Source organism: uncultured Cetobacterium sp. (assembly GCF_945952365.1).
GTDB lineage: Bacteria > Fusobacteriota > Fusobacteriia > Fusobacteriales > Fusobacteriaceae > Cetobacterium_A.
The window spans coordinates 91,771-116,653 of sequence record NZ_CAMFHX010000001.1; the positions used below are offsets into that span (position 1 = coordinate 91,771).

General features: G+C 30.3%; 24 protein-coding genes and 2 riboswitches. Of the genes, 12 read left to right on the forward strand and 12 right to left on the reverse strand.

Features of this window, described 5'->3' with window-relative positions; genetic code table 11:
- Positions 1-8: 8 nt before the first annotated feature.
- Positions 9-911, reverse strand: coding sequence for a DNA-binding protein WhiA (gene whiA, locus Q0O83_RS00465; protein WP_294092995.1), 903 nt, complete (start codon positions 909-911; stop codon positions 9-11).
- Positions 912-922: 11 nt separating this feature from the next.
- Positions 923-3,670, reverse strand: a complete 2,748-nt coding sequence (gene polA / locus Q0O83_RS00470) for a DNA polymerase I (RefSeq protein ID WP_294092997.1) — start codon at positions 3,668-3,670, stop codon at positions 923-925.
- A gap of 148 nt (positions 3,671-3,818) precedes the next feature.
- On the opposite strand from polA, the gene Q0O83_RS00475 reads away from it, so the two are divergent.
- From Q0O83_RS00475 to Q0O83_RS00505, 7 genes are all read left to right on the forward strand, one after another.
- A complete protein-coding gene (locus Q0O83_RS00475) occupies positions 3,819-4,244 on the forward strand; it encodes a single-stranded DNA-binding protein (protein WP_047383136.1) in 426 nt (141 codons plus the stop codon).
- 14 nt (positions 4,245-4,258) lie between these two features.
- Positions 4,259-4,348, forward strand: a riboswitch (TPP riboswitch).
- 103 nt (positions 4,349-4,451) lie between these two features.
- Positions 4,452-5,105: a thiaminase II gene (gene tenA / locus Q0O83_RS00480; RefSeq protein ID WP_294093000.1), complete on the forward strand. Its 654-nt coding sequence runs from the start codon at positions 4,452-4,454 to the stop codon at positions 5,103-5,105.
- Position 5,106: 1 nt separating this feature from the next.
- Positions 5,107-5,829 (forward strand): ATP-binding cassette domain-containing protein, encoded by a 723-nt coding sequence (locus tag Q0O83_RS00485; RefSeq protein ID WP_294093003.1) that lies wholly within the window; start codon positions 5,107-5,109, stop codon positions 5,827-5,829.
- Entirely contained in the window at positions 5,816-6,556 is a 741-nt protein-coding gene (locus Q0O83_RS00490; protein WP_294093007.1) for an ABC transporter permease, read from the forward strand. The genes Q0O83_RS00485 and Q0O83_RS00490 overlap by 14 nt, the downstream gene beginning before the upstream one ends.
- Positions 6,556-7,539, forward strand: coding sequence for an ABC transporter substrate-binding protein (locus Q0O83_RS00495; RefSeq protein ID WP_294093008.1), 984 nt, complete (start codon positions 6,556-6,558; stop codon positions 7,537-7,539). The genes Q0O83_RS00490 and Q0O83_RS00495 overlap by 1 nt, the downstream gene beginning before the upstream one ends.
- A 49-nt stretch (positions 7,540-7,588) precedes the next feature.
- Positions 7,589-8,932, forward strand: coding sequence for an MATE family efflux transporter (locus Q0O83_RS00500; RefSeq protein ID WP_294093011.1), 1,344 nt, complete (start codon positions 7,589-7,591; stop codon positions 8,930-8,932).
- 1 nt (position 8,933) lies between these two features.
- Positions 8,934-9,266: an arsenate reductase family protein gene (locus Q0O83_RS00505; RefSeq protein ID WP_294093014.1), complete on the forward strand. Its 333-nt coding sequence runs from the start codon at positions 8,934-8,936 to the stop codon at positions 9,264-9,266.
- Positions 9,267-9,320: 54 nt separating this feature from the next.
- Here the strand turns inward: Q0O83_RS00505 and Q0O83_RS00510 are convergent, their stop codons facing one another.
- Positions 9,321-10,163: a WYL domain-containing protein gene (locus Q0O83_RS00510; RefSeq protein WP_294093017.1), complete on the reverse strand. Its 843-nt coding sequence runs from the start codon at positions 10,161-10,163 to the stop codon at positions 9,321-9,323.
- 113 nt (positions 10,164-10,276) lie between these two features.
- On the opposite strand from Q0O83_RS00510, the gene Q0O83_RS00515 reads away from it, so the two are divergent.
- Entirely contained in the window at positions 10,277-11,071 is a 795-nt protein-coding gene (locus tag Q0O83_RS00515) for a MurR/RpiR family transcriptional regulator (RefSeq protein ID WP_294093019.1), read from the forward strand.
- Between the two features lie 33 nt (positions 11,072-11,104).
- Here Q0O83_RS00515 and Q0O83_RS00520 read toward each other — a convergent pair whose 3' ends face one another.
- A complete protein-coding gene (locus Q0O83_RS00520; RefSeq protein WP_294093022.1) occupies positions 11,105-11,530 on the reverse strand; it encodes a GNAT family N-acetyltransferase in 426 nt (141 codons plus the stop codon).
- A 211-nt stretch (positions 11,531-11,741) separates the two neighbouring features.
- Here Q0O83_RS00520 and Q0O83_RS00525 point away from each other — a divergent pair, with 211 nt between their 5' ends.
- Positions 11,742-12,389, forward strand: coding sequence for an N-acetylmannosamine-6-phosphate 2-epimerase (locus tag Q0O83_RS00525; RefSeq protein WP_294093024.1), 648 nt, complete (start codon positions 11,742-11,744; stop codon positions 12,387-12,389).
- Between the two features lie 77 nt (positions 12,390-12,466).
- On the opposite strand, the gene fic is transcribed toward Q0O83_RS00525, so the two are convergent.
- The 6 genes from fic to Q0O83_RS00555 form a co-directional block, all read right to left on the reverse strand.
- The gene (gene fic / locus Q0O83_RS00530; RefSeq protein WP_294093026.1) at positions 12,467-13,072 is read right to left on the reverse strand and encodes a protein adenylyltransferase Fic; all 606 of its coding nucleotides are present in this window, start codon (positions 13,070-13,072) and stop codon (positions 12,467-12,469) included.
- Positions 13,073-13,149: 77 nt separating this feature from the next.
- Complete coding sequence (locus Q0O83_RS00535; protein ID WP_294093032.1) at positions 13,150-14,301, reverse strand: aminotransferase class I/II-fold pyridoxal phosphate-dependent enzyme; 1,152 nt, start codon at positions 14,299-14,301, stop codon at positions 13,150-13,152.
- 14 nt (positions 14,302-14,315) lie between these two features.
- Positions 14,316-15,299 carry an aspartate-semialdehyde dehydrogenase gene (locus Q0O83_RS00540; protein WP_294093034.1) on the reverse strand — a complete coding sequence of 328 codons (984 nt, stop codon included), beginning with the start codon at positions 15,297-15,299 and terminating at the stop codon, positions 14,316-14,318.
- Positions 15,300-15,314: 15 nt separating this feature from the next.
- Positions 15,315-16,517 (reverse strand): aspartate kinase, encoded by a 1,203-nt coding sequence (locus Q0O83_RS00545; protein ID WP_294093036.1) that lies wholly within the window; start codon positions 16,515-16,517, stop codon positions 15,315-15,317.
- 98 nt (positions 16,518-16,615) lie between these two features.
- Positions 16,616-16,790: riboswitch (Lysine riboswitch) on the reverse strand.
- A 36-nt stretch (positions 16,791-16,826) separates the two neighbouring features.
- Positions 16,827-18,029 carry an argininosuccinate synthase gene (locus Q0O83_RS00550; protein ID WP_294093038.1) on the reverse strand — a complete coding sequence of 401 codons (1,203 nt, stop codon included), beginning with the start codon at positions 18,027-18,029 and terminating at the stop codon, positions 16,827-16,829.
- Between the two features lie 11 nt (positions 18,030-18,040).
- Positions 18,041-18,754: a basic amino acid ABC transporter substrate-binding protein gene (locus Q0O83_RS00555; protein ID WP_294093041.1), complete on the reverse strand. Its 714-nt coding sequence runs from the start codon at positions 18,752-18,754 to the stop codon at positions 18,041-18,043.
- A gap of 435 nt (positions 18,755-19,189) precedes the next feature.
- Between Q0O83_RS00555 and Q0O83_RS00560 the strand changes: the two genes are divergently transcribed.
- Genes Q0O83_RS00560 through Q0O83_RS00570 form a run of 3 tightly spaced genes read left to right on the forward strand, consistent with a single transcriptional unit; the run spans position 19,190 to position 23,286 of the window.
- Positions 19,190-21,211, forward strand: a complete 2,022-nt coding sequence (locus Q0O83_RS00560; protein ID WP_294093118.1) for a urocanate hydratase — start codon at positions 19,190-19,192, stop codon at positions 21,209-21,211.
- Positions 21,212-21,223: 12 nt separating this feature from the next.
- Positions 21,224-22,168: a formimidoylglutamase gene (hutG, locus tag Q0O83_RS00565; protein ID WP_294093044.1), complete on the forward strand. Its 945-nt coding sequence runs from the start codon at positions 21,224-21,226 to the stop codon at positions 22,166-22,168.
- A gap of 20 nt (positions 22,169-22,188) precedes the next feature.
- The gene (locus Q0O83_RS00570; protein WP_294093047.1) at positions 22,189-23,286 is read left to right on the forward strand and encodes an SLC13 family permease; all 1,098 of its coding nucleotides are present in this window, start codon (positions 22,189-22,191) and stop codon (positions 23,284-23,286) included.
- A 35-nt stretch (positions 23,287-23,321) separates the two neighbouring features.
- Here the strand turns inward: Q0O83_RS00570 and Q0O83_RS00575 are convergent, their stop codons facing one another.
- Positions 23,322-24,293, reverse strand: coding sequence for a metallophosphoesterase (locus tag Q0O83_RS00575; protein WP_294093049.1), 972 nt, complete (start codon positions 24,291-24,293; stop codon positions 23,322-23,324).
- A 12-nt stretch (positions 24,294-24,305) separates the two neighbouring features.
- On the reverse strand, positions 24,306-24,866 hold the full coding sequence (locus tag Q0O83_RS00580; RefSeq protein ID WP_294093051.1) for a manganese efflux pump MntP family protein: 561 nt from the start codon (positions 24,864-24,866) through the stop codon (positions 24,306-24,308).
- Positions 24,867-24,883: the final 17 nt, after the last annotated feature.

A 24,883-nucleotide genomic window follows, 5' to 3' on the forward strand; every position in this document is an offset into this window, starting at 1 on the left:
TACTCCCCTTATGCCTCTCTATCTTTTTCTAAAAGTTCATTGTGTATATCTTCAATTCTTCTAAATCTGTTTCTTATTCCAGATTTAGATATTCCTATTATTTCTGCTAACTCTTGCAAAGAAGCTTCTGGATTTTCTAATCTCAAGAATGCAATCTCTTCAAGAACAGGACTAAGGTTATTTAGCCCCATTCTATTTCCTATTAGGTTTATCATTTTTATCTGTTTTCTCGCTGTATCCAATGTTTTCGTTTCATTGGCAACTTCCCAGTTCATCTCTCTAATAGTTTTATTTTTCAAATCTTTAATCATAGTAGTCTCTTCATAATTATAAAACTCTTTCATCGATCCTATTAAAACTATTATATCCATAATATCTTCAGCGTTTCTCATATAAACTAAAGGTTTATTTCTCTTGATTGTCTTATATGCTCTTTTCTCCATCTTTATTAAAAGATTATATAGTTCATCAGCTAATTCATCACTATCTACGAAAAAGTCTAATGCATACTCTTTTTCAGGAGATTTTATATATCCACACCCTAAGAACATCCCTCTTATAAATCCTTTTTCTATTGTCTCATTTATATTTTCACTATGTAAACTATACCTATCTAAACTATCTATAAATCTCTTTACACCTGGTTGAGACGGAATAGTTATTACATATGTATTATGTTCTCCAAACTTTTTACTTTTAGAAAATTTTATGAATATCTTTAATTTTGTTAATTCCTTTAGCATTGTGTATATTCTTTCAGCTATCTCTTTATTCTCTAGCTTCAACTCTATACTATTTTCATTTATGGCGTGTTTTAACAAGAGTATCGCTCTTATTTCAGCGTACTTTTCATCTTCTAATAGTTCACACCTATGAAGTATCTCATTTTTCACTTTATAAGTATACGACACAATTTTTCCTCCTACTTCGTTTCAGACCAATTCTGTCCTATAGAGCTATTTACCTCTAGATTTACTTTAGAGAACTTTATACTTTCTCTCATAACTTTCTCTATTTCAGTTTTATACTCTAAGGCTTTATCTTTTTCCACTTCGAATATAAGTTCATCGTGTACTTGAAGTAACATATGAATATCATTTTTATCTTTTAAAAGATTATATAAATTTATCATAACTTTTTTTAAAACCTCAGCAGCTGTTCCTTGAATCACTGTATTTACAGCCATTCTTTCAGCCTGACTTTTTATAACTCTATTGTTTGAATTGATTCCATCTATTATTCTTTTTCTTTTGAAATATGTTTCTACATATCCATTTTCTTCAGCAGACATTATAATCTCTTTCTCTAAATGTTTCACCGAAGGGTATTGTTCAAAATATCTACTGATATAATCAGACGCTTCTTTTGGAGTTATCTTTAACTCTTGAGATAATCCAAATGCTGTCTTACCATATATTATACTGAAGTTTACTGTTTTTGCTGCATCTCTTTGCTCTCTTGAAACACTCTCTTCATCTGACAATTGGAATAACTTTCTAGCTGTTAAACTATGTAAATCTAAATTTTCAGCATAAGCTTTTATCAGATTTTCATCCTGTGATATCTCTGCTAAAACTCTCAACTCAATTTGAGAGTAGTCTATACCTAAAAGTACACATCCCTCTTTAGCTACAAATCCAGCTCTTATCTTCATTCCCTCCTCTGTTCTCACAGGGATATTTTGAAGATTTGGGTCTGATGATGACAATCTTCCTGTAGCTGTTCCTGTTTGATTGAATGTCGTATGAAGCCTATCATTTTCATCAGCCATCTTTGGAAGTGGATCTACATATGTAGATTTCAGTTTACTCAGTTTTCTATATTCTAAAATATACTTAGCTATTGGGTAGCCTTGTTCATCTAACTTTTCTAAAACTTCACTGTCTGTTGAGAACCCTGTTTTTGTTTTCTTTACAGGTGGAATATTTAAGTTGATAAACAGAATCTCTCCTAGTTGCTTTGGAGAGTTAATATTGAACTCGCCCTCTGCTTCCTCATATATTTTAGCTGTTAAATTTTCTAGTTTTACTTCTAGCTCTGTACTATACTCTGCAAAATACTTTGGACATATTTTTATTCCCTCTATTTCCATAGCTGCTAAAACTTTTATTAAAGGCATCTCTGTATCTTTTAAAACTTCATATAGATTGTTATGCTTTAACTCTTTTAAAAGCTCTGGATATGCTAATAGCATCCCTCTAGTTCTCTTTGCTAAAAACTTTCCATACTCTTCAGCTGACACATCGTCTATTTTTGTTTTTCCAAATACCTCTGAATATTTCTCAATATCTTCCTCTATAACATTTCTTAACATAACCTCAATCTCTTCTCTAGTTTGAGATGTTAAAAGATGATAAGCTAACATTGTATCAAACTCCATATTTTTTATAGAGTAACCTTTTCTTAAAATATTCTTAAATCCGTAAGAGATAAATTGAGTATCTGATTCTAGTAGTTTTTTTAATGAATCAATACTTTCGTTATCATCTAGTGGTAAATAGTAATCTCTACTTTTTAAAGAAGCTGCCACTCCTTTATCACCTAAATATATTGCTACTTTCTCATTTGAAGATAACTTTTTAAAAATCTCTTCTCCTTTTAAAATGAAAAAACCTTTTTCTTCAGGAGATACAATTTCTGTAGAAGCCATAAAATTAAACAATCCAAGTTGCATTCCACCACTTGCAGGAGCTGAAGCTACAACCTTCTCTTCTGCTGGTTCTATACTCAATGTCATCTGTGTTTCAGATTTTTCTTCAGAAGATGTTTGTGATATTTCTGTACTCACTAGATTTTCAAGTCCTAACTTTTTTATTAGAGATTTAAACTCTAACATCTTAAAGAACTCCAACAACCTTGCATTATCCCTTTTATATTCCAACTCTTCATCTTTTAAATCCAAATGGATATATTGAATAGTAGCTAACTCTCTACTTAAAAATGCCATCTCTTTATCTTCAATTAAATTATTTATTAATGATTTACCAATTCCAGGAAGTTCTGTTAAAGAATCTATATTTTTATATACACCCTCTAGATTTCCATACTTTTCTAACATCGGTATAGCTTTTTTTGATCCTATTTTTCTAACACCTGGTATTCCATCACTTGTATCTCCAATTAATCCAAACAGATCAGGAATCATATCTGGTTTTACACCTAGCTGTTCTATTACATCCTCTTCAGTTCTAAGTATTTTTAAACCTCCACCATCTCCTTTTCCTAAAAGAGCTATATTTACGTGGTCATTTAATATTTGAGATAAGTCTTTATCTCCTGTTATCACATATGACTCGATTCCTTTCGCTGCTAAATCTTTAGCTAAACTTCCTAAGACATCATCTGCTTCATAGCCATCTATTTTAAATTTCTTTATTCCAAAACAATCTAAAAGTTCCTCTATTCTTGGAATTTGAACTACTAAATCCTCAGGGGCTGCATCTCTTTTTGCTTTATAATCCTTATACATCTCACTTCTTTTTAGAGTCGCTCTTTTAACATCAAAAGCAGCTCCTATATAATCAGGTTCTAACTGATTTATTACACTTAACAGTGTGTTTATGAATCCATAAACCGCTCCTGTCGGTTCATTTTTAGTTCTAAAATTAAGATTCCCATAAAAAGCTCTGTACATTATTGCACTTACATCTAATAAAACTGCTTTTTTCATCTTTGTCCCCTTTCATTCTTTTTACATTTTTCATATTATTATACCATACAGACTAACTTTATAAAAAAAATTATTTTATAAATAAATATTATTTTTTCTATTTTTCTGTTATAATTTGAATGTATAAACTAAAATATAGGAGGTATTTATGAATCTAGTTGTATTAATTGGACGTTTAACTAGAGATCCTGAACTTAAATTTGGACAAAGTGGTAAAGCTTACTCAAGATTTAGCTTAGCTGTTGACAGACCTTTCTCTAAAGGTGAAGCAGATTTCATCAACTGTGTCGCTTTCGGAAAGACAGCTGAACTTATTGGTGAGTACCTAAGAAAAGGAAGAAAAGTTGCTGTTAACGGTAGACTTCAAATGAATAGATATGAAGTAAATGGAGAAAAAAGAACTAGTTACGATGTACTAGTTGAAAGTATGGAGTTTGTTGAAGGAAGAGGAGAGGCTTCTCCATCAAATGACTTCGCACCAACACCATCATACTCAGCACCAAGAGCTGCTGAGGCACCATCAAAAGATGACTTCGGTGGATCATCTTTCGATGAGGACGAATTCCCGTTCTAATAATTAAATAATTTATAAACTACTAGGGGTGCCTTCGGGCTGAGATTTTACCCTTAGAACCTGATCTAGTTAATACTAGCGTAGGGAAGTAGTCTTAACACACATTTATCTTCTATAATTGTGTTCTAAAAGCTATTTTCCTAATTTTTTGGAAAATAGCTTTTTTTATTTTTACAAAATTTTCGACAAATTTTACAGGAGGATTTTATGTTTTCAAAAGAGTTATATTTAAGTGCAAAAGAGATTTGGGATAGCTACTACGAGCATCCGTTTGTAAAAGAGATAGGTGAAAATAGTTTAGAAAAAGAGAGATTTAAATTCTATATTATTCAAGATTATCTGTATCTTTTAGAATATGCAAAACTTTTTGCTCTTGGAGTTATAAAAAGTAAAAATGAAAGTGATATGAAAAAGTTTGCAAAACTTACTGATGGAATTTTAAACTCTGAGATGGGAATACATAGAGTTTATATGAAAAAATTAGGTATAACCGAAGAGGATATTTCAAAAATAAAACCAACTTTAGATAATGTCTCTTATACAAGTTATATGCTTTCAGTTTCACACTGTGGAGATATAAAAGAGATTGCTGTTGCTGCTCTTTCATGTATGTGGAGTTATAAAATGATTGGTGATAAATTAAAAGAGCTCTATGGAACTGAACAAGATTTTTATGGAGATTGGATTAAAACATATTCATCTTCTACTTATGAAGAGCTTACAAATTGGAATATTGAACTTGTTGAAAAATATTGTATAAATATCTCTGAAGAGGAGAAAGAGCATCTAAAAACTATATTTATCAACTGTAGTATCTACGAGTATAAATTCTGGGATATGTCATATAAGGGGTCTCATTAAAATGGATATTCTTAATGTTAGCAATCTTACTTTTAATTACAATAACAACTTAGAAAATTTGCCGATTTTAAAAAATCTATCATTTAATGTCAAGAGTAATGAACTAGTAAGTATAGTTGGTGGAAGTGGTTGTGGAAAATCAACTATCATAAAACTTTTAGCAAGTATTGAAAAACCTATTCAGGGTGATATCGTTATAAACAGCATCTCATACATGCCACAATCGGATACTCTGCTACCTTGGAGGACTATCCTTCAAAATATTCTTCTTCCAATTGAGATTGAAAAAGGAGATTTGATTAAAGAGAAAGAAAACGCTTTAAACCTTTTAAAAAGGTTTAATCTTTTACCCTATGCTGATAATTATCCAAAAGAACTTTCTGGTGGAATGAAACAGCGTATCTCTCTAATTAGGACTCTTATGAACAAAGGTGAACTTTTACTTTTAGATGAGCCTTTCTCTGCTCTTGATGCTATTACACGTGAGGATTTACAAAAATGGCTTTTAGATAGTTTAAACTCTCTTCAAAAAAGTATGATTTTTATTACTCATGATATTGATGAAGCTATATTTTTATCCGATCGTATCTTAGTTTGTAATGAAAAACCACTTTCATCTTTTAAGGAGTTTAAAGTTCCTAAAGATATAACTTTTGAAGAAACAGCAAAATTAAAAAAAGAGATTTTGAAATCTGTGAAAGGTGTTGAAGATGAAAAAATTTAATCCTGGAACAATATCTATATCATTATTTTTTATATTCTGGGAGATTTTAGGACGAGTTATAAATAAAGGGTATATTCTTCCTACTCCTATAAATATTCTTCTAAAAATATGGGCTTTAAAGGAAAGTATTTTTCTAACTCATCTACCCGCTACTTTAACAATAGCTGTTATTGCTTCTATTTTGACTTTAATTCTAGGTGTTGCCTTAGCTATTGCTATGGATTCTAACAAAACTGTTTATGACTCAATCTATCCTTTGATTGTCACAAGCCAGACTATTCCAATAACTGCATTAGCACCAATTTTTATTTTATGGTTTGGCTACTCTATTTGGAGTAAAATTATTGTTGCAGTTATAATCTCATTTTTTCCAATAACCATAACTATTTATAACGGATTTCAAAACATTGAAAATGATGAGATTAACTATTTTAAAAGTTTAAAAGCTACAAAGACTCAGATTTTTTTCAAATTGAAACTACCGAGAGCACTCCCGAACTTTTTCTCGGCTTTAAAAATGAGTGTTCCTTTAGTTTTAATTGGTTCTGCCATAGGAGAATGGCTTGGAGCTACATCTGGACTTGGATATTTTAGTAAAAGAATGATGTCGCAACTTGATGGAGCAGGAGTATTTGCTCCGATTGTAGTTATCTCTCTTTTAGCAATCATTTTAGTGAGAATAATTACAAGCTTAGAAGATAAAATTTTACATTGGAGGAAAAAATAGTGAAAAAATTACTAACTTTATTTATTTTAGCAACTCTATTTTTTAGCTGTAACTCAAAAAGTTCAGAAAAAACAAAAAATTTAAAAGAAGTTTCTATAATTTTAGATTGGTATCCAAATGCTGTTCACTCTTTTTTATACACAGCTATTGAAAAGGGATATTTTGAAGAGGAGGGAATAAAACTTAATATTATATACCCATCTTCTCCGTCTGACTCTCTAACTTTACCCGCTGCAAAAAAAGCTGATATTGGAATATCTTATTTAAATAGTGTGGTTATGGCTAAAGTAAACGAAAATGTTCCTGTGAAATCTTTTGGTGCTGTTCTTCAAAGGTCTGTAAATACAGTTATCTCTTTAAAAGAGAAAAATATAACTTCTCCAAAAGATTTCGAAAATAAAATTGCAGGAACAAGCGGTGGTGTTTTATCTGAAACATACCTTAACTCTATGATGAAATTTGAAAGCTTAGACCCTAAGTCTCTGAAAATAATTGATGTCGGTTTTGAACTTCTAACTGCAATGATAACAAATAGAGTTGATTTTACTATTGGAAATATGGTTAATCACGAGGTGCCTGTTATTAAGGAAAAAGGGATTGATATAAACTACTTCCTTATAGATAATTTTGGTATTCCTCAAGCTTATGAACTTATCTTAGTTGCAAATGAAGATCTTTTAAATCAAAATAAAGATATCTATGAAAAAGTTTTAAAAGCTATGAAAAAAGGGTTCTATGCTGTTCAAAATAACCCTGAAGAAGCTTTAAAACTTTTACTTTCAAAACAAGCCGTAGAACAGTTCCCTCTAAGTGAAAATGTTGAGAAAGAAAGCCTAGAGATTCTGTTACCAATTATGGAAACTGAGAGTGCCAAATTCTTAGAGCAAAATGAGAACATCTGGGAAAATAATATAAATTGGCTATATGAAAATGGTATTATTCAAAAAAAATTACCTGCTCAAAATTTTATATATCAATTTTAAATTTTTTAAAGTATAATACCCTTTAGAATGAAAATTTGGAGGGATTATTTTGAAACAACTTCGCTCTTTATGGAGAGAAAACAAAAGTGAAATTTTATCAATTTTTACAATTGCTTTACCAACTATCGTCGATATGTTTGTACAAACATTACTCGGTTTCTTCGACTTAATTATGGTTGGTAGACTTGGACCTGAGGCAATTGCTGCTGTCGGACTTGGAACTGCACCTATCTTAACTGTAATACCAATATTTTTTGCTATAAGTGTGGGAACTACAGCTATGGTAAGTAGAGCGTACGGAGCTAAAAACTACTCTGAAGCTCGTGATGGTATGAGTCAAAGTTTAATCTTGGGGATTCCTGCTGCTCTTATTGTTACAATTGCTTTTATCATTTTTGGACAAAATATTTTAGGGCTTATCAGTAAAAATCAGCCGATTGGTGATGCTTTAAGCTACTTAAAAGTTGTTTCATTGGGAATTCCATTTCTATGTTTCAATATCATTTTCTCTTATGGATTTAGATCTATAAGTAAGTCTAAAATTCCAATGATAAACAACACTATAAGTATTTTTTCGAATATACTTTTGAACTACATATTTATTTTCGTATTAAATCTTGGAGTTTTTGGAGCTGGAATTGCAACTACAATATCAAGAGGAATAGTTACACTTATCTTCTCTTTCCTTATAATATATAAGAAAAACTATTGTATTTCTTTAACTAAAAAGGATTTTAAAATAAAAAAAGAGGTTTGTAAAAGACTTATAAAAGTTGGATTACCATCTGCTGGTGAGCAGAGTATATTTAGAATTGGAATGCTTATATTTGAAGCTATGGTTATAAACTTAGGAACACTTCAATATGCAGCTCATAAAATTGCCCTTACAGCTGAATCGTTCTCTTTCAATTTAGGATTGGGATTCTCAGTTGCAGGAACTGCTCTTGTTGGTCAACATCTTGGAGCTAAAAAATACCAAGATGCTAAAAAAGCTGGTTATCTGAATATGTTTTTAGCTATGTTTGTTATGACTGCATTTGGATTTATCTTTATGGTATTTCCTAAATTCGTTATATCAATGTTTACAAAAGAGCAAAACATTGTTCCTATGGCTAGTTCTGCACTTAGAATAGTTTCAATAGCTCAACCTATTCTTGCAGTATCTATGGTTTTGAGTGGTGCTTTAAGAGGTGCTGGAGATACTAAATCTGTTCTTTGGATAACATCTTTAGGAATGTTTCTTATTAGAATCCCTATAACATATCTGTTCCTTTATGTATTTAACTTTGGATTAAATGGTGCTTGGATGGTTATGATTATAGATTTAACTTATAGAGGAATTGCTTGTTTATACAGATTCAGACAGGGAAAATGGAGATATATAGAGGTGTAATATGATAATACAAATTTTTGGCAGAAAAAACTGCAATGAAACTAAAAAAGTTCAAAGATTTTTTAAAGAGAGAGGAATAAAGTTTCAATTTATTGATCTTATTGAAAAAGCCCCTTCTAAAAAAGAATTAGAAACTTTTTTAAGATATTTTGATATTGAGGAGTTATTAGACAAATCTAGTAATGAGTACAAAAAAAGAAACTTAGAATATATGGTTTATGATACCGAGGAACTTCTTTTAGAAAGTCCTGTTCTATTTAAAACTCCTATTATTAGATGGGATAAAGGTGTTTCTTTAGGATATTGTCTTGACGAACTTAAAAAAATGTCTTAATTTTTAATTTTAATAAAAAAAGGAACCACGCTGAAATAATTTCAGCAGGTTCCTTTATTTTTTATACTGTTCTAAAGCTTTTATATATTTATTTTTAAACCACTCTCTCAACTCAATGGGCTCTAAAATCTCCACTTCATCTAAAAAGAAACTAAAGTATCTTTTAGCTTTCTCTTCAGAGCACTCTAAGATATATTCGTTTAATTTTTTTTGAATAACTTTAGGTCGATTTGTTTGAAGCTCTTTAAATAGATTTTCTCCAGAATTTGTTAATCTTATTTTTACTTTTTTCCCAAAGGAGATAAATGGATCGAAATCCTCTTTCATTCTTTGAACAAAATCTATATCTCTTATTTTAAAATTACTATTTTTTGTATAAACTGAATCTATATACTTTATTCTATAATTTTTCCACAATTTTTCTTTTAAATTATAACAAAACAGATAATTTGCAACCTCTAACTTTGAGCTCTCAATCAAATATGGTTCAACCTCAATACTCTTACCATCTCTGAAGTTTACTTTTATCAATTTTCTCTCAGCAATAGAATCATTAATTCTCTCTACTTTTTCTTTAAACAGAAAAAGTTCTCTTTTCTTTTTACAATTTTCAGAGTAATCACTTAAAATCTCTCTAAAAAATTCTGATTCATTTTGAATCTTATTCTCTTCTAAAAAATTATAATATCCTCTAAGATTTTTTTTGTTTAAATTGAACTGTATAACTGAAGTTTCACTTTTATCAACTTCAACTTCTACTCTTGTATAATTCTCTTTTGCATACTCTTCATATAAATAATTCAATAAAGTATTTTTTTTTATAAAAAACTCCTCAATATCACTCTCTAATATTTCAGCTATTCTTTTTGGTAATGTTACTCTTATTTTTTTTTCCATAAATCACTCCAATAGAATCTTTCTCAAAAAGAATTATATCATACAAATAACTGTTTTTTTAAGTAAATATTTATGATATTATTATATTATCATATTCTATAGGAGGATTTTTTTTGGATGTAATCTACGAAATAAAACAAAAATATAACAGCTTTTCTTCTAAAGAAAAAGAGATTGCAAACTATATTTTAGAAAATAAAAATAACATTGAAAATATATCTATTACAAATTTATCAAAAGCTATTGGAGCTTCAACTTCGACTATTACAAGATTTTCAAAAAAAATAAATTGTGAAAGCTTTGTTCAGATGAAGATGAAACTGAATGCTCACTCTGCTAACTCTTCTAGTAAAGAAGAGGATATCTTTTCTGCTGTTCACGATTATTATACAGAGGTTGTTGAAAAAACAAATCAACTTCTTAATAAAGAGCTTATTCTTAAAGTGATTGAAGAGATTAAAAAAGCTAAAAAAATATATATCTATGGGGTTGGAAGTTCTGGTTTAAGTGCCCAAGAGTTTATGCAAAGACTTTTAAGAATGGGATTCAATGTCTCTTCTATCACGGATTCACATATGATGATTATAAATAGTGCCATTCTAAAAGAAAGTGATCTTGTTATTGGAATCTCTATCTCTGGAGAAACTAAAGAACTTGTAGATTCTTTTAGAGTAGCTCGGAAAAATGGTGCTAAAACAATTGGAGTTACTAGTTTACCTAATAGTAGCTTAAAAGATTTTTCTGATGATTTAATTCTAATCTGTGCATCTAACTTTATAAATAAAAGAGATTTTATAAATACTCAATTTTCAACTATGTATCTCTTCGATCTAATCTCAACTATTTTATTAGAAGATTCAAATTTAAGAGATAAAATGCAACTAACCATTAAGGCAATTCTAAAATAAGACCAACTTTTGAATAGTTTGGTCTTATTTTTTCTATAACTTTTTCCATTTCATTACAAACTCTTTCTCAGATGTATCCTCATCAATTTTTTCAGATACAACTTTAAACCCCTCTCTTTCATAAAACTTCTTTGCTCTTTCATTTTTTTTGTAAACACTCAGTATTAAAATACTTTTATCATTTTTTAGATAATCTAATAATACTTTTCCAATGCCTCTCGATTGAGATAAATTTGACACAAAAATACCAGCTATATAAGCATCTACAACACCTACAAATGCTTCAATTTCACCTTGAACTTCATATACATGAACTTCTGCTTGAGGCAACATACTTTTTACCTCTTCATATTTACCTTCCCAATAAATTTCCGGAATAAAATTATGTGCTTCTTTATTTGCTTCAAACCAAATTTGGGCTACTCTATCTATATCTCTATTTTGTAATTTTCTTATCATTAATTTTCTCCTTTAGATATACTTTTATTTAAATGATTATATCATATATTCTAAAAACTTCATTCATTGTATTTTTATCATATATTTCGAACATATTTTTGCAACTTTTTCTTGTATTTTTAAAAGTTATATGATATATTCATACTACATTACAAGAAAACATTTTTCATTAATTTAAAAAAAATGAAAATAATTTTAGGAGGATACAACAATGAATAAAGGTCTTATTGTTTCGTGTCAAGCATTGGAGAATGAACCACTACATAGTTCTTTCATTATGGGTAGAATGGCTGTAGCTGCTGAAATGGGAGGAGCAGTTGGTATTAGGGCCAATGGTATAGAGGATATTTTAGAAATAAAGAAATTGGTTAATCTACCTATCATTGGTATTATCAAAAAAGATTATGAAAATATGATTTCATACATAACTCCAACTGAAAAAGAGTTAGAAGCTTTAATTGCGACTGATATAGATGTTATCGCTCTTGATGCAACTATAAATGCTGATATTGAGCTTTTAAAATCTTTAAAAATAAAGTATCCAAATCAAAAATTTATGGCAGATATCTCAACTGTTGATGAGGGAATTCGTGCTGAAGAGTTAGGGTTTGATTTTATTGGAACAACTTTAGTTGGTTATACTGAACATTCTAAAGGATTAAATAACTTTGATGTTTTAAAGGAGCTTATAGCTAAATGTAAAAAACCTGTTATTGCTGAAGGGAATTTTGATACACCTGAGAAATCTAGGTCTGCTATGGAGATGGGCTCATATGCTGTTGTTGTGGGTGGAGCTATAACTAGACCTCAGCTAATAGCTAAAAAATTCAGCGATGAAATAAACAAAGCAAATTTTTAAAATAATAAAAGAGGCTGATCCTTTTGATCAGCCTAAATTTTTTCCAAACTTTTCTTAAACTCCTCTAAATAAAAAAATTAAACCTCTTCTGTATTAAACTCACTATAGCCCTCATAGTAATAGCTAATATCTATCCCTTTCATAAACACATTACGATTATTGATTTCATCAGTTAAAGCTTGTTTTAAAAGATATTTAATCTCAATATCTTTAACAACACTTCTCTCCATAGCAGATAAATACTCATCTTTGTCAACTAAGTTCCAATCAACTACTTTTTTGATATTTACTTTTAATATAAGATCAAGCCAGATACGAGTCGCTCTTCCATTTCCTTCACGGAAAGGATGAGCTATATTCATCTCAACATATTTCTCAATAATTTCATCAAATGTTGATTGTGGCATAGTATCTATATATTTTAATGAGTGCTCAAGATACATTAGTGGTGCAAAACGAAAATTATTTTTAGCTATATTAACCGTTCTTATTTTTCCTGCAAAATCATAAATATCTTCAAATAGATATTTATGAATATATTGAAGTCCTTCAAATGTTCCTATTTCAATTTTATTGATATCTCCAGAATCAAAAAGCTGCTTAGCTTTTTGTTTACTAATTTTCTCCTCTACCTTTGAAAGCTCAATTTGATTATTAATTTTTAATTTATTTTCTAAAATCATTGTTAATCCACCTCAACCTCTATAATTATTTATTATATAATATTTACTTCAAAATACTAAGTATTTTTAGAGATGAATTAATTTTTACTGACAAAATCTACAAACCTATCAATAGCCTCATTTAAAATCTCTTTATCCTTAACCAAAGATATTCTGATATAGTTATCCATTCCAAAGGCAACTCCAGGAACAACAGCTACCCTCTCCACTTCTAAAAGTTTTTGAGCAAACTCTAAAGAACCTAGTTCAGTTATTCCATCCAATGAAATAAATATGTATATAGCCCCTTTTGGCTCTATTGCAGATATATTTGCTTCTTTCAATTTTTTATAAACTAACTGAGCACGCTCCTTATAAATTCCAACTTGCTTACTTATATCCTGACACTTTCTAGCAGCAATAAGAGCTCCCCTTTGAGATATAATACTTGGTGACGTCACCGCATATTGATGAACTTTAACAAGGTAATCTCTCAATTTTTTATGAGCTATAATATAACCTATTCTCCATCCTGTCAATGAATGAGACTTTGAGAATCCATTTACTAGAATTACATTCTCTCTGTATCTATCATCTAAAAACGTATTATGCTCAACATCAAAAACAAGCTCACTATAAACCTCATCACTGATTATATAGATATGATTCTCTTTTACAAACTCTAAAATTTCATCTCTATTCTTTTTCGATATCACTACTCCTGAAGGGTTTGATGGATAATTTAAAATTATAGCTTTTGTTTTTGAAGTGACGTATTTTTTTAAAGTTTCCACTGTCAATTCAAAATTGTCTTTCGAAGTATCTACTTTTACTAAATTAGCTCCTGCTAAATTTATTAGAGGTTCATATCCTGGATAAACTGGTAGAGGTGCAATAACCTCATCACCTGGTAAAATAACAGTTCTAATTGCTGTTGATAATCCCTCTGTACTTCCAACTGTTATTATTATTTCATCTGATCTTACATCAACTTTATATTTTTCTCTATAAAATTTTGCAATCTCATCTCTTAGCTCTATCATCCCACCAAGTTGTGGATAACCTAACTTCCCCTCTTGCATATACTCTATAGTTCCATCTATAATCTCTTTTGGCTGAGGTAAATCTGGTTCACCAATTGTTAAATTGATAAGCTCTTTCTCTCCACCTTCATACTCTCTACACGCTTCTGCTATTTTTCTAATAACAGATATCTCTATTTTATCTAAATTTGGATTTATTTTTAACATATTTTCTCCTCGAACTACTTTTTCATTAAAACCTCTGCAATCTGAATTGCATTCGTTGCTGCTCCTTTTCTTATGTTATCAGCTACAACCCAAAGATTTAATCCATTTTGAATACTAAAATCTTTTCTAATACGCCCAACAAAAACATCATCTTTTCCTGTTGCTGAAGCAGCTAAAGGATAAACACTGTTCTGTACATCATCCTCTAAAGTTATTCCATCAAACTCTCTAAATTTAGCTTTTAACTCCTCAATATTAGCTTCTCTTTCTAATTCAACATTTATAGATACAGAGTGCCCATTCATAACAGGAACTCTAACACAAGTGGCTGTTACAGGAAGCTCCCAGTTCCCTAAAATTTTACGAGTTTCATTTATCATCTTTTCCTCTTCTTTTGTGTACCCATTTTCTAGGAAAGAATCTATCTGTGGTAAACAGTTATTCACTATTGGATGAGGATAAGTTTTTGGTGCCTCTCCTCTAAGCCCTCTTTCTAGGTCCTCTATACCTTTTATTCCACTTCCAGATACAGCTTGATAAGTTGAATAAACAACTCTTTTTATTCCATAAAGATCATTAATCACTTTTAAAGGAACAACCGATTGAATCGTTGAACAATTCGGATTAGCTATTATACCTTTATTTTTAAATATATCCTCTGGATTTACTTCTGGTACAACTAAAGGAACTGTTTCGTCCATTCTCCAAGCACTACTATTATCAACTACAATCACACCTTTTTCACTTGCAATAGGTGCAAACTTTTTACTGATATCTCCTCCTGCTGAAAATAGTGCTATATCTATTTTTCTATCAAAACTATTTTCAGTTAGCTCCTCTATAACTAAAGTTTTTCCTTTAAAAGTAACCTCTTTTCCAGCCGAACGAGCTGATGCAAATAGATATAGATTATCTATCGGTAAATCCCTCTCCTCTAAAACTTTTAAAAATGTTCCTCCAACTAATCCACTCGCTCCAACTATCGCTATATTATACATTGCTTTATCCTCCTATTATATTGAAAATACTTCTGCTAATCTTTCTACTACTTTTACCGCTTCATCCTCTTTTATGATTAACGATATTGAAATCTCTGATGTTGTACATTGATAAAACTCTGCATCTATGTCTGCTAAAACTTCAAACACTTTTGCTGCTACTCCAAAGTTACTTATCATTCCTATTCCTACTAAAGATATTTTTACAACCCCTGTTCTCTTTGTAACCTCTATTGAAGGAATCTCTTTTCTAATATCCTCTAATGAATTATTTAAAAAATGATCATCCGTTAAAGGACAAGTAAATCCTATACTTCCTTTTATATTCTGAACCTCATTTTGTGATATCATATCTACATTTACACTGTGCTTTGCCAGATTATTAAAAACAGTAGCTACATTTTTAGGTATTCCTGAAAAATTCTCTAGATTTACCATTATAACATTTTTATTTATAGATATTCCAGTCACAGCTTTTTTCTCTATTATCTCATTACTGTCACAAATATATGTACCCGTTTCTACTCCTAAAGTTTGCCCTACATATATTCTCACTCCATACTTCTTTCCTATCTCAACCGCTCTTGTCTCCATTACACCAGCTCCTAAATTTGCCATCTCCATCATCTCCTCGTATGAAATTTTTTCTAGTTTTTTTGCATTTTTATAAACTCTAGGGTCTACTCCAAATATACCTGTAACATCTGTATAAATCTCACAATCACATTTTAAAGCTGCCGCCAAAGCCACAGCACTTGTATCTGAGCCACCTCTTCCAAGAGTAGTTACATCTCCATCTTCATTTATACCTTGAAACCCCGCTACTATAACTATTTTCCGATCTTCTAAGTGCTTTTCTATTCTATCTATCTTTATACTCTCTATCTTATTTTTGGTATGAACTCCACCAGTTCTGATTCCTGCTTGAGCTCCTGTTAAAGATATCGCCTTACATCCTTGCTCTTTCAAAGCCATACTCAAAAGAGAGGTTGTTTGTTGCTCTCCTGTAGATAAAAGAGAATCTAACTCTCTTACATCAGGGGTATCCGATATCTCCTTAGCTAACTTTATAAGTGCATCCGTTGTTTTACCCATTGCTGAAACTACAATTACAACTTCATCACCCTCTTTATAATTTTTAGCTATATCCATAGCTATATTTTTTATTTTTTCTGTTGTTGCAACTGAACTTCCACCAAATTTTTTTACTACTCTCATTAGTTCCTCCTCCGATGACATTATAATAAAAAAAACGATAGTTAAAAAATAACTATCGCCTGAAAAACTCATTTCAACTATGTTAGCTTAAAATAATAATCTACGATAGCACAACACCATTTCGGTGACAGTTGTATAAATCTTCTTTATACACCCAGCTCATCTTTCTAGTAGAAAAAGTTGAACTTCGGCGAACTTCCCTTTCAACAAACCTCTTTGACCTACTAAATCTTAGTTTGTTTACTTTTGAATTTCGCAACCTCTATCAAATATTAATTTAAAGTAGAATATCATTTTTCTTTTCGAATGTCAAAACTTTTTTCTTAATAAAGCTTCTATTTTTATTGGAAGTCCAAACAGATTTATAAATCCTTCTGCGTCCTGTTGGTTATAAACACTATCTTTTTCAAACGTTGAGTACTCCTCTGAGTATAAAGAAAATGGTGATGTTGTCCCTGCTAAAATTATATTTCCTTTATACAATTTTAACTTCACTTCACCTGTAACAAACTCCTGTGTAACATCTACAAAAGCTGAAATAGCTGCTCTTAAAGTTGTAAACCACTGTCCATTATAAACTAATTTTGAAAAATCGTGAGAAAGTTTTACTTTCTCTTGGTAGGTATCTTTATCTAAGCATAATCTTTCTAACTCTTCATGTGCAAAGTATAGAATTGTTCCACCCGGTGTTTCATAGACTCCTCTAGATTTCATTCCAACCAATCTATTTTCAATCATATCTAAAACACCAATTCCATGCTCCCCACCTATTTTATTAAGTTTTTTTATAATTTCAACACCTGACAGTTTCTCTCCATTTAAAGCTACAGGAACTCCTTTGATAAACTCTAAAGTTATATATTCACTCTTCTCGTTTGCAGCTTCTAAAGTTTTTACCCATTGCAATACATTTTCAAAATTTGGCTCTTTTGATGGATATTCCAAATCGAACCCTTCGTGGCTCACATGGAAAAGATTTTCATCTCTACTGTATGGAGATTTTTTATGAAACGGAAGAGTTATTCCTTTTTTCTCTAAATATTCTATCTCCTCCTCTCTAGATTTTATATCCCAAATACGCCATGGTGCTATCACCTTTAAAGATGGATCAAGAGCTTTTATAGCTAACTCAAATCTAACCTGATCGTTTCCTTTTCCTGTTGCTCCATGCGAAATATATTTCGCTCCTTCTTTGTGTGCTATTTCTACTAAGGCTTTTCCTATTACTGGTCTTGCCATAGATGTTCCTAATAGGTATTTATTTTCATATATTGCACCAGCTTTCAGGGTTGGAAATATATAATCATTTACAAACTCCTCTACTTTATCCACCAAATAAAATTTTGATGCTCCTGTCACATAAGCTTTCTCCTCAATGGCTTTAAAATCCTCTTTTTGTCCAACATCCACAGCAACAGCTATAACCTCGTAATCATAATTTTCCTTTAACCACGGTACTATAACCGATGTATCCAATCCCCCAGAATATGCTAAAATAACCTTTTCTTTCATAACTTTCCTCCCTAGTTAAAATATTTTATAATAAGTTTGTCGTAAGTTCCCTCTTCTTTTATCTCTTTTAAAGCTTTGTTTATCGATTCTAGAAGCTCTTTTTTTCCTTTAGCAACAGCTATAGCATACTTCTCCTCTTCTGCATCAATTTTTACTATTTTCAATCCTTTATTTTGTACTATATAACTTCCAGCTGGTGCTGAATCAAGAATCATAGCATCCACTTTTCCTGAAGTCAAAGCCATAATTGCTCCTGGGGCTGAGTTATACTGAACTTTATCTACTCCCTCTATTTTTGAAACCATCAAATCTCCTGTATACCCCAATACTACTCCTACTTTTTTCCCTTTTAATGAATCTAAATTTACAATATTTGAATCTTTTTCAGGTACTATTATCACTTGGTTAGCAACAAAATAATCATCCGAAAAATCTACAAACTTCTCTCTTTCTGCTGTCATAGTCATTCCAGCAATAACTAAATCCAATTTATTTGTTTGAAGTGCTGGTAGTAATCCATCAAACGTAATATTTTTTATTTTTATCTCTTTTCCAATTTTTTCTCCAACTTTATTTATCAAGTCAATATCAAATCCAACAATCTCTCCATTTTCTAAATATTCGAATGGTGCAAACTCTGCATTTGTTCCCACATATAAAACATCATTTCCAAAACTTAAAACTCCCATAATACAAAATAAAACCAACGATAAAATCTTTTTCATAACTCTCTCCTCCTAATTTTTATATTTTTATTTATTTTTTTGTATAAAAAAAGCCAGTGCTATAAAAACACTGACTCAAAATACAATTGTAGCTTTATAGAATAATAAAAAAATCTACAGCATAACAACATTCGTGAGATTGTTTTTTAGGGCACACAAAAACATATTTTTTTTAATCATTTTAGTTTGTGTCCTTAAAATCCTTCTCATAGTCATCTGCTTTCCTCCTTTAATTTTTTTATTTGAAATGATGATATCAGATTTAATATGAAAATGTCAATCTTTTTTTGAAAAAATTTTTTCATTTTTTATTTTTTGATTTTATTTATACTGTATATTTTTTTAATTATAATTCTATATAGAATATATTTTATTTTTCTGACTTTATGGGGTAATAAATTACTGTTCTTAAATATATTTTATTTACTGGAGGAGATTATGTTAAATCAAGAAATTTTCAATGCTATGACTATTAAATTAACTGCCCATGATATTCCTTTAGAGACTCAAAAGTTTGATCCTAAAATCAGAAGAGCTCCTAAAAGAGTTGTTCATTTAGAAAAAGATGAGATCGCACTTGCTCTAAAAAATGCTCTTAGATATATTCCAGAAGAGTTTCACGAAATGCTTGCACCTGAGTTTTTAGATGAACTTCAGACTTATGGAAGAATTTATGGATATAGATTTAGACCAACTGGTAATATCTATGGTAAACCTATATTTGAATATGAAGGTAAGTGTACTGATGCTAAAGCTATTCAAGTTATGATTGATAATAATCTTGATTTTGATATCGCTCTTTATCCTTATGAACTTGTTACTTATGGTGAAACAGGACAAGTTTGTCAAAACTGGATGCAATATAGATTAATTAAAAAATATTTAGAAAATATAACTATGGACCAAACTCTTGTTGTAGCTTCTGGTCATCCAACTGGAGTTTTTAAATCTCACCCTTCAGCTCCTAGAGTTATAATTACAAATGCTCTTATGATTGGAGCTTTTGATGATTATGACAACTGGGCTAGAGCCGCTGCTCTTGGAGTTGCAAACTACGGACAGATGACAGCAGGTGGATGGATGTATATCGGTCCCCAAGGAATTGTTCATGGAACTTATTCAACAATTTTAAATGCTGGTAGACTTTTCTGTGGAGTTCCTGCTGATGGAGATTTAAGTGGAAAACTTTTTGTTACGTCAGGTCTTGGTGGAATGAGTGGAGCTCAAGGAAAAGCCACTGTTATTGCTAAAGGGGTATCTATTATTGCAGAGGTTGATCTATCTAGAATTCAAACCAGATTAGAGCAGGGATGGATAAACAAGTTCCTTTCGACTCCAGCAGAAGTTTTCACTTTAGCAAAAGAGAAAATGGATTCTAAAACTCCATATGCAATAGCTTATCATGGTAATATCGTAGATTTATTAGAATACGCTGACAAAAACAACATTCATATAGATTTATTATCTGATCAAACCTCTTGTCATGCTGTTTATGATGGGGGATATTGCCCTGTTGGAATAACGTTTGAAGAGAGAACTAGACTTCTAGCTGAAGATAGAAAAACATTTAGTAAATTAGTTGATGAAACTTTAGAAAGACACTATAATGTTATTAAAAGTTTAACTAGTAAAGGTGTGTATTTCTTTGATTATGGTAATAGCTTCCTAAAGTCTATATATGATATAGGTATTAAAGAGATTTCAAAAAATGGAAGAGATGATAAAGGTGGATTTATATTCCCTTCATATGTCGAAGATATCTTAGGTCCTGAACTCTTTGATTATGGTTATGGTCCTTTCAGATGGGTTTGTTTATCTGGAAAAAAAGAGGATCTACTTAAAACCGATGCTGCTGCTTTAGAGTTAGTTGACCCAAACAGAAGATACCAAGATAGAGATAACTACGTTTGGATTAAAGATGCTGACGAAAATGGTCTTGTTGTTGGAACTCAAGCTAGAATATTCTATCAAGACGCTATGAGTAGAACTGCTATAGCTTTAAAGTTCAACGATATGGTTAGAAAAGGTGAAATTGGCCCTGTTATGTTAGGGCGTGATCACCACGATGTATCTGGAACTGACTCTCCATTTAGAGAAACTTCAAATATAAAAGATGGAAGTAACATCATGGCTGATATGGCGACTCAATGTTTTGCTGGAAATGCAGCTAGAGGAATGACTATGATTGCTCTTCATAATGGTGGAGGAGTTGGAATAGGAAAATCTATCAACGGTGGGTTTGGAATGGTACTAGATGGAAGCAAAAGAGTAGATGAAATTTTATCTACTGCTATGCCTTGGGATGTTATGGGAGGAGTTGCAAGAAGAGCTTGGGCTAGAAACCCACACTCTATTGAAACAGTTATCGAGTTCAACAGTAATAACTCTGGAACTGATCATATTACACTACCATATATTGCTAGTGAAGACTTAATTAATAAACTATTAGATAAATAACAGGAGTGAGTTATGTACTGGAATGGAAGAGTAGATGGAGAAGAGTTAGATGTTCTTAGGATTCATCAAGTTGTTAAAATTATGACTCTTGAAGAGTTAATAACTGTAGACTTCGATGAAAAAAAAGTTTGTTTTGTCAGTTTTAACTCGGATGAAGGAGTAAGAAGAAACTCTGGAAGATTAGGAGCTAAAGATGGATGGATTCAGGTTAAAAAAGCTTTATCAGGCTTCCCTATATTTAAAGAGGACTTAAAATTTTATGATTTAAAGTTTCCAATTGAAGTAGTTGGGCATGACCTTGAATCAGCCCATGCTGAACTAGCTAATATTGTCACAGAACTTAAAAAAAGAAACTTCTTAGTTGTACTTTTGGGTGGTGGACACGATGTCGCTTTTGCTAACTATAGTGGGATTTTACAATACGCTTCTGAAAAAAGTATAGCTCCAAAAATTGGAATTATAAACTTTGACGCTCATTTTGATATGAGAGAGTATTCTAACGGTAGAAACTCTGGAACTATGTTTTTACAAATAGCTGATATCTGTAAAGAAAAAAATCTTAGTTTTGACTACAATGTTTTTGGAGTTCAGAAATTCTCTAATACAAAAAGACTTTTTGATAGAGCTGATAGCTTAGGTGTTAATTACTATTTTGCAGAAGAGATAAGAACAATCCCTAACGATGAACTTTACTCTATTTTAAATAGAAATGATTATATTCATCTCACTTTATGTACAGATGTATTTCATATTACATCTGCACCTGGAGTTAGTGCACCCCAAACTTTTGGTGTAAATCCTAGAAATGCATTACCATTACTTAAAACAATTGCTAGATATTCTAAAAATTTAACAATTGATGTAGCTGAAATCAATCCAACATTTGACTATGATGATAGAACGTCTCGATTGATGGCTAACATAATATACGAACTTATTCTCTGTCATTTTGAATAGTATACTGGAGAGGATAAATTTTGAAAGAGTTATTTAATAGATTAAAATCTGAGTCGCTATTTCTTATAGCGACCCTTTTTGCTGTAATTACGAGTTTTATTTCATTGCCAAAATTTTCATATATTGATACTCATGTATTGATGATACTTTTTAATCTGATGGTTGTTGTTGAACTCTATAAAAAAGAGAATATTTTGGATTTTATAGCTATCAGTTTTTTAAAAAAGTATAGTAATCAAAGAGTAATTTGTGCAGTTCTAATATTTTTAGTTTTTTTCTTTAGTATGTTTTTAACTAATGATGTGGCACTTATAACTTTTGTTCCATTAACTATAATAATTGGAAAAAAATCCAATTTTTCTACTTTAAAAATTATTATTTTAGAAACTATCGCTGCTAATTTAGGCTGTGCTCTAACCCCTATGGGTAGTCCACAAAATATTTTCATATTTTCTAAATATGCACCTTCAGCTTTTGAATTTTTTAAAGTTACAATCGGTATATCCGCTTTAGGTTTAGTTATTCTTTTAACTATTAATTTTTTTACACCAAAGGATCAGCTATCTTTTGAGTTAGACATACCTATTTTGAATAAAAATTTAAATGTTTTATTTTCATCAACTATTTTTATTTTAGTTTTGATGAATATATTTTTTAAATTTCCAATAACCTATGTAACTCTTTTAAATCTAACTTATCTTATTTTAAGAAAAGAAAATATTTTTAAAGAATTAGATTGGATTCTTTTGGCTACTTTTGTCAGCTTCTTTATATTTGTTGGTAATCTTTCTAATATAACTTTTATAAAAGAGATAATGACAAATTTACTGGCAACTGATTTAGGAATATATTTAACTGGAATTTTTATGAGTCAAATTATCAGTAATGTTCCTGCTGCAATTCTTATTTCTGGTTTCACAGCAGAATGGAAACCTCTTCTTATAGGAGTTAATATTGGTGGTCTTGGAACTTTAATCGCATCGTTAGCTAGTTTAATATCATATAAACTATATCTTGATGAATATCCTGAAGATAAAAAAGAATACTTTAAAGTTTTTTCGATTTTAAATTTTTCAATTTTAATTCTTTTAGGAAGTTTATTTATACTTTTTATTTAAAACAAAAGCCTAGCATTTTTTTTGCTAGGCTTTTTTTAATAGTATAAATCTATAATATTTATCTCACTCGTGCTGTTTACTCTATATGGTACAAGCCATGAACTAAATCCTGCACTCACAAGTGTATGAGTTTCATCAAATTTTTTATACCCATGATAATTCTTATACATCTTTTTTACTATAAGATTATAAGGGAAAAATTGTCCTCTATGTGTGTGACCACAAAGCTCTAAATCAATTTTATTTAAAATTGCTTCCTCTATCGAATTTGGATTGTGATCTAGAAGGATTGTTGGTAAATCAGTATCTATCTTTTTTGTTAAATATGCAATTTTTTTTCTTCTTTTATTTGTAACATCATCTCTTCCAATTATATTTACACCATCAACTGTTAAAACTTCATCTCTTAAAATTTTTATTCCCAAATTTTCAATATATTTTATATTTGATTCAATTCCACCTTGATATTCATGATTTCCAACAATAGCATAAACTCCATATCGAGGTGTAACTCTTCTAAAACTATTTGAAAAATTTGATTTTATATCTCTACAGCTATAATCTATTAAATCTCCACCTATCAAAAGAATATCTGGTTCCTCTTCAAACATTCGTTCTAATGAACGCTCTATATTTTGTTTATTAGTCAATGCAGATAAGTGAACATCAGATATAAAAGCTATTCTCAATTTTTTGCCTATATTATGGTTTTTTAAATGAATCTCTGTTCTTATTACTCGAGCAACTGAAAAATTGTAATAAGAAAAAATAAAAAATATTGGCAAAACTATAAAAGCTACAGTCAACATATCAAATTTAGTTAAGTTATAAAAATGATTTACAACTCCTAGTATAATCAATAGAAAAAATATATAGTGAGTTATAAAAATATAGTTACCCAAAAATCTTCCTAAAAAAATATTTCTTCTAAAATAACTACGTCTTAAATATATAATTGGTAAAATTGCTAATAAAAACATAAAATTTACTAAAAACAATCGTTCCATAATCTCTCCTCTTTAGATAAAGTGACTTACGAAAGCTTTCAATCCCATCAAAACTAAAATTCCTCCACCTAGATACTCTGTTTTATAGCTTATTAGATGACCCATCTTATGCCCTAAGAAAACTCCAATTGAAGCTATAAAGAAAGTTATTATTCCTATTATCTCTATTGAATAATAGATATCTAAATTTGGAACTAATGAGAATGAGAATCCAATAGCCAAAGCATCAATACTTGTAGCAAATCCTAATAAAAGTAAATTTGATACCATATCGCATTTACCTTTCTCTTCGCACTCTTGCTCTTGCCATCCATCATAAATCATTTTCCCACCAACAAATAATAGTAATACTGTTGTTACAATATAATCATACTTCGATATTTTCTCTGCAAAAACTCCACCTATTCTCCATCCTATATACGGCATTAGAGCTTGGAATCCTCCAAAAACAAGTGCAATTCTAAATATATTCCTTTTTTTTAATCTCTTCATTGCCAATCCCTCTGTCAATGAAACTGCAAATGCATCCATAGCCAACCCTATAGATATTAATACTAGTGATAACGTGTCCATATCTTCCTCCAAATTAG

Bases quoted from the DNA above. Each gene is read 5' to 3' on its own strand.
- Q0O83_RS00510 (WP_294093017.1), bottom strand. From the start codon at position 10,163: ATGGAAAAAAAAATAAGAGTAACATTACCAAAAAGAATAGCTGAAATA.
- Q0O83_RS00485 (WP_294093003.1), top strand. From the start codon at position 5,107: ATGGATATTCTTAATGTTAGCAATCTTACTTTTAATTACAATAACAAC.
- fic (WP_294093026.1), bottom strand. From the start codon at position 13,072: ATGATTTTAGAAAATAAATTAAAAATTAATAATCAAATTGAGCTTTCA.
- Q0O83_RS00505 (WP_294093014.1), top strand. From the start codon at position 8,934: ATGATAATACAAATTTTTGGCAGAAAAAACTGCAATGAAACTAAAAAA.
- Q0O83_RS00475 (WP_047383136.1), top strand. From the start codon at position 3,819: ATGAATCTAGTTGTATTAATTGGACGTTTAACTAGAGATCCTGAACTT.
- polA (WP_294092997.1), bottom strand. From the start codon at position 3,670: ATGAAAAAAGCAGTTTTATTAGATGTAAGTGCAATAATGTACAGAGCT.
- Q0O83_RS00575 (WP_294093049.1), bottom strand. From the start codon at position 24,293: ATGGAACGATTGTTTTTAGTAAATTTTATGTTTTTATTAGCAATTTTA.
- Q0O83_RS00545 (WP_294093036.1), bottom strand. From the start codon at position 16,517: ATGAGAGTAGTAAAAAAATTTGGTGGAAGTTCAGTTGCAACAACAGAA.
- Q0O83_RS00580 (WP_294093051.1), bottom strand. From the start codon at position 24,866: ATGGACACGTTATCACTAGTATTAATATCTATAGGGTTGGCTATGGAT.
- Q0O83_RS00490 (WP_294093007.1), top strand. From the start codon at position 5,816: ATGAAAAAATTTAATCCTGGAACAATATCTATATCATTATTTTTTATA.
- tenA (WP_294093000.1), top strand. From the start codon at position 4,452: ATGTTTTCAAAAGAGTTATATTTAAGTGCAAAAGAGATTTGGGATAGC.
- Q0O83_RS00520 (WP_294093022.1), bottom strand. From the start codon at position 11,530: ATGATAAGAAAATTACAAAATAGAGATATAGATAGAGTAGCCCAAATT.
- Q0O83_RS00525 (WP_294093024.1), top strand. From the start codon at position 11,742: ATGAATAAAGGTCTTATTGTTTCGTGTCAAGCATTGGAGAATGAACCA.
- Q0O83_RS00535 (WP_294093032.1), bottom strand. From the start codon at position 14,301: ATGTTAAAAATAAATCCAAATTTAGATAAAATAGAGATATCTGTTATT.
- Q0O83_RS00540 (WP_294093034.1), bottom strand. From the start codon at position 15,299: ATGTATAATATAGCGATAGTTGGAGCGAGTGGATTAGTTGGAGGAACA.
- Q0O83_RS00555 (WP_294093041.1), bottom strand. From the start codon at position 18,754: ATGAAAAAGATTTTATCGTTGGTTTTATTTTGTATTATGGGAGTTTTA.
- Q0O83_RS00550 (WP_294093038.1), bottom strand. From the start codon at position 18,029: ATGAAAGAAAAGGTTATTTTAGCATATTCTGGGGGATTGGATACATCG.
- hutG (WP_294093044.1), top strand. From the start codon at position 21,224: ATGTACTGGAATGGAAGAGTAGATGGAGAAGAGTTAGATGTTCTTAGG.